The sequence below is a fragment of the Streptomyces sp. HNM0645 genome, from assembly GCF_030056615.1.
GTDB classification, from domain to species: domain Bacteria; phylum Actinomycetota; class Actinomycetes; order Streptomycetales; family Streptomycetaceae; genus Streptomyces; species Streptomyces marianii.
This window is the reverse complement of the sequence record NZ_JASHLT010000102.1, coordinates 1-3,881: the sequence shown is the minus strand read 5'-3', so window position 1 is coordinate 3,881 and position 3,881 is coordinate 1. Positions and strand designations below refer to the sequence as shown.

The following is a 3,881-nucleotide window of genomic DNA, read 5'->3' as shown; positions in this document are numbered from 1 at the left end:
TGCAGTGGCATTCCCCTACGATGGCAGCTGGCGGACGACCCAGGGCCCGGACGGGCGGCTGATCGCCTACCCCAACAACTGGACCTACAGCTGGGGCTCCGACGGCCGTGCAGTGGCATTCCTCGCCGCCAAATGGCCAACCGAAATAGGGAGCGATGGACGCATGATCACCTACCCGCCTTCGACTCTCAGCGGGACATTCACCTTGAAGTTTCCGGACCCGGCGACGCAGCCCTTCTTGCAGGCTCTCTCGAGTAGTCTGGACTCCGCGCACCTCAACGGCATGGCGATCAATCTCTACAACTCTCTCGACTAAGGGCTGTCCCGTATCTGCTGGTCACGGGTGAGATGATCTTGAGGTGGCTGGTATGATCACGGCGTCGGAGCCGTCCTGGATAGCTCCGTTCACCGGGCTCAGTCCGCGCACCTTCGCGAAGCTGTTGACCGTGTTGCGGCGCGAGGGTGCGGACGCGGTCCGCAAGGGCCGGCCCTGGAGCCTGCCGCTGGAGGACCGGGCACTGCTGGTCGCGGCGTGTTGGCGCACGAACCTGACCATGCGGTAGTTGCCCCGCTGTTCGGGGTGTCCAAGTCGGCGGCGGACCGGATCATCGACCACCTCGGGCCGATGCTCGCGCTCCAGCCGCGCAAGCGGGTCGGAAAGGACACCGTGCTCATCGTGGACGGCACCCTCGTCCCCACCCGCGACCACACCATCGCCGAGCAGTCCAAGACATCTCATGTCGCTGGTAGGTCAAGTCCGCGGTAGCGCCGTATCAAGCAATGTTCGTCCTGTCGGCTTCCGTCACCGAGGGAGAGGCTTCGCGGTGCGTCTCCGGGTGCACCGCGTAGCCTCTGCGCGTGAAGCACTCCCATCGAACGTTTGAGAATCCCCCTGCTCTGGCTCGCGATGTCGTCGCGGAGGCGCTTGAACGCGCGCTCGGCGACACCGCGTACGAAGCGTTGGCGGCGGTGGCCCTGGTTGGCATCGCGCTGAACGACAACGATCGCGAGTTCATCGAGCACTGCTGCATCGAGGTGGGTATGAGGGCGGCGGCCGGGAGCCAGTTGCTTGGGCTGGCCGGCCTATGCCTGGGCCACACGGCCCGCAGGTTCGGGCGCCTCAGCGAGCGAGCGGTAGCGTTGGCGGAAGCTCTGGCGACCCGTGCTGAGCTGGACCCTTCCGATGTGGACGGACGAGCCCTCGACGGGCTCGACGACATTCGCTCCTGCCTGCGCCGCAGCGAAGCCGAGTAGCAGCCGGATGCTCCTATAGACGTCAAGCCGCAGGAGCAAGGTCGGTTTGGGTGATTCGTTCGGTTGGTGTGCTGGTCAGGGCGCGGTAGACCTCGCGGGCGACGAATCGCTTGAGGCAGCGCATGATGTCCTTCTTGTTCAGCCCTTCCCTGGTGCGGCGTCCGACGTAGGCGCGGGTGCGTTTGTCGAAGCGCATGCGGACGAGCACGATGGTGTGCAGGGCGTTGTTCGCGGCCCGGTCGCCGCCGCGGTTGAGACGGTGGCGGTGGGTGCGGCCGGAGGACGCAGGGATCGGGGCGACCCCGGCCAGGTGCGCGAACGCACCCTCGGACCGCATCCGTTCCGGGTTGTCCCCGGCCGAGGCCAGCAACTGGCCGGCGGTCTCGGGGCCGACGCCGAACAGCTCCAGCAGCTGGGGTGCGGCCTGCTTGACCAGCGGGCCGATCTCGGCGTCCAGCTCAGCGATCTCCTCGTCCAGCGCTTGGTGGCGGCGGGCCAGTCGCCGCAGCGAGGCCCGGGTCGCCGCCAGCGGGCGGGACAAATCGTCGCCGGGCCGCAGCCGGGCCAGGGTGCGTATCAACACCGACCTGTCCAGTCCCGCGACCTGCTCACGCAGTATCGCGGGTGCCGAGACGAGCAGGCCGCGGATCTGGTTCATCGCCTGAGTGCGGGCCTTGACGGCGCTGCGGCGGGCGATCCGCAAGACGCGGACCGCCTCGACCAGGCCGTCCCGGCTCTTCGGCGTGCCCGTGGCCCGCCCGGACAGCACGGCCATCGCGGCGGCGTAGGCGTCGATCGGGTCGGACTTGCCCTTCATCCGCCGCGTCTTGCGGTCGGGGCGGTCGACATCGATGACCGTGACGCTGGCGGCGGTCAGCACCCGGGCGAGTTCGGCGCCGTAGGCGCCGGTGCCCTCCACGCCCACGGCGACGAGCTTGCCGTGGGAGCGCATCCAGTCCAGCAGATCACGGTAGCCACGGATGGTGGCGGGGAACTCCTGGTCGGCCAGGTGCTGGCCGACCGCGTCGATCACGGCCGCGTGGTGGGTCAGGCCGTGGGTGTCGACTCCGCCGGTGATCCGTGGGCCGTCGTGCGTCATGCTGGTCATGTCCGTCCTTGTGGCGTGTCCGTTCCGAGGGCGGCACGCGCCGGTCGGGCGGGTGGACAAGACAGTGACGGGGCTTCTGNGACGATCTCCCGCATCGCGTATCTACCCTGGTGACCGGTGGCCGAGGGGTGCTCGGCCTTCCAGGCACTGATCACGGGCTCGACCAACTGCCACTGTTCGTCGGTGAGATCACTCGGGTACGGCTTGCGGTCACTCATCCGGCCACCCAAGCGAACCCCGAACGCCTGACCGGCAGACATGCTCCAACGTCACCCCATCGAGCGACACCAAACCCGGCATCACGGCGCGAACCGCACTCTGAGACGTCGCAGAGGCACCAGACGTAAGCCCACATGCGCTACCCCACCCACCAGGTGTCCTCGTGGCCCACCTCCAGCTTCCCGCCGAACGACGGCAAGGCCCCCGGTCGGCAAGAACTGCCTGGTCGCCTTCGGCGGCAACCTCTACTCGGTGCCTGCCTGCAAGGTCCGCCCCGGCGACTCGTGGAGATCAAGGCCGCCAAGTCGCAGGTCATGCTGCTGGGTGGGGCGGGGCGGACCTGAGGCCGACCGAACCTCGACCGGCCGCGAGGCTGGACGATCATGTCACCGATGGCGCGGCCGCGGTCCGGCCGACTGCGGTCAACCAACCGTGGCGCGGACCGGGTCGCCGAGGATGCCGTCGGTGTACGTCACGTACCGAGCGGTGAAGTCCCCTTTGCCGGTGACGGTGCCCGAAGCCTTCTCCCCGGGCGCGAGTTTGACCGTGTCGATTTGGTTCTTGTCGACGGCGAGGGCGGCCGTGTGCTTGGTTCCGGCGGTGTCGGTGAGGGAGAAGTACAACGGGTTGACGCTGATCTCCTTGTCGCTGTTGTTGCCGACAGTCACCAGAACGCTGGTGTAGTCGCCGCCGTCGTGCAGGACGCCTGGGGTGAAGTCCGTCTTCCTCGCGACGAGATCGACCGGTGCGTCCGCCTCCTTCGGCTGCTCGCTCCTCGGGCCGTTCTGTGCCGGGGCGGATGATGCGGCCTTCCCGGAGCCGCTGTCCGGGGAGTTCTGGCCCACGGTGGGTCCACAGGCGGGCAGAGCCAGCACCGTGAGGACGGCAAGGAGGGCGGGTCCTGTCTTCTTCATTGAGATGGTTCTCCATTCGGCGCCGCGTCGGGATGGAGCCCCGTGGGCGGTTGACCTTGGCTCGGCAGGATGAAGGAACGCCGGATCCTTCTGGCGGGCGCTGCCGCGGCAGAGCTCGGGAAGATTGATCGCTTGCGTTCCGTGGTACTAGCTTCCGAGGGGGCCTACGCCTCTGACCAGTGGAGGAAGCGACACAGTGCGCTAAGATCCCGTCTTGTGAGGGGGAAGCGGCATGTCGTGGCGGTGGCAGTGACAGACGGCGCCCCCACCTTCGAACTCGCCGTTCCCTGCGAGGTCTTCGGCACCGACCGCAGCGACATCGTTGCCCCTTGGTACGAGCTGCGCCTCTGCGCAGCCGAGCCGGGACCGATCCGCACCAGCGCCGG

The 3,881-nt window shown here is 68.0% G+C and carries 4 protein-coding genes and 3 pseudogenes; 4 read left to right on the top strand and 3 right to left on the bottom strand.

What is annotated here, in order from left to right; genetic code table 11:
• The 3 genes and pseudogenes from QMZ92_RS35640 to QMZ92_RS35630 form a co-directional block, all read left to right on the top strand.
• Window positions 1-316 (top strand): hypothetical protein (locus QMZ92_RS35640; protein ID WP_283302064.1); only part of this gene is annotated, 316 nt, incomplete at its 5' end.
• Window positions 317-359: 43 nt separating this feature from the next.
• Window positions 360-730 (top strand): annotated as a pseudogene (locus QMZ92_RS35635) (transposase family protein); the annotation flags it as partial.
• A gap of 128 nt (window positions 731-858) precedes the next feature.
• Window positions 859-1,254, top strand: a complete 396-nt coding sequence (locus QMZ92_RS35630) for a hypothetical protein (protein WP_283302062.1) — start codon at window positions 859-861, stop codon at window positions 1,252-1,254.
• A gap of 22 nt (window positions 1,255-1,276) precedes the next feature.
• On the opposite strand, the gene QMZ92_RS35625 is transcribed toward QMZ92_RS35630, so the two are convergent.
• The 3 genes and pseudogenes from QMZ92_RS35625 to QMZ92_RS35615 all read right to left on the bottom strand — a co-directional run bounded on the left by QMZ92_RS35625 (window position 1,277) and on the right by QMZ92_RS35615 (window position 3,495).
• A complete protein-coding gene (locus QMZ92_RS35625; protein WP_502962220.1) occupies window positions 1,277-2,362 on the bottom strand; it encodes an IS110 family RNA-guided transposase in 1,086 nt (361 codons plus the stop codon).
• Window positions 2,363-2,442: 80 nt separating this feature from the next.
• Window positions 2,443-2,580, bottom strand: a pseudogene (locus tag QMZ92_RS36220) (transposase); the annotation flags it as partial.
• A gap of 423 nt (window positions 2,581-3,003) precedes the next feature.
• Window positions 3,004-3,495 (bottom strand): DUF4352 domain-containing protein, encoded by a 492-nt coding sequence (locus tag QMZ92_RS35615; protein ID WP_283302060.1) that lies wholly within the window; start codon window positions 3,493-3,495, stop codon window positions 3,004-3,006.
• 216 nt (window positions 3,496-3,711) lie between these two features.
• On the opposite strand from QMZ92_RS35615, the pseudogene QMZ92_RS35610 reads away from it, so the two are divergent.
• Window positions 3,712-3,881, top strand: a pseudogene (locus tag QMZ92_RS35610) (AraC family transcriptional regulator); the annotation flags it as partial.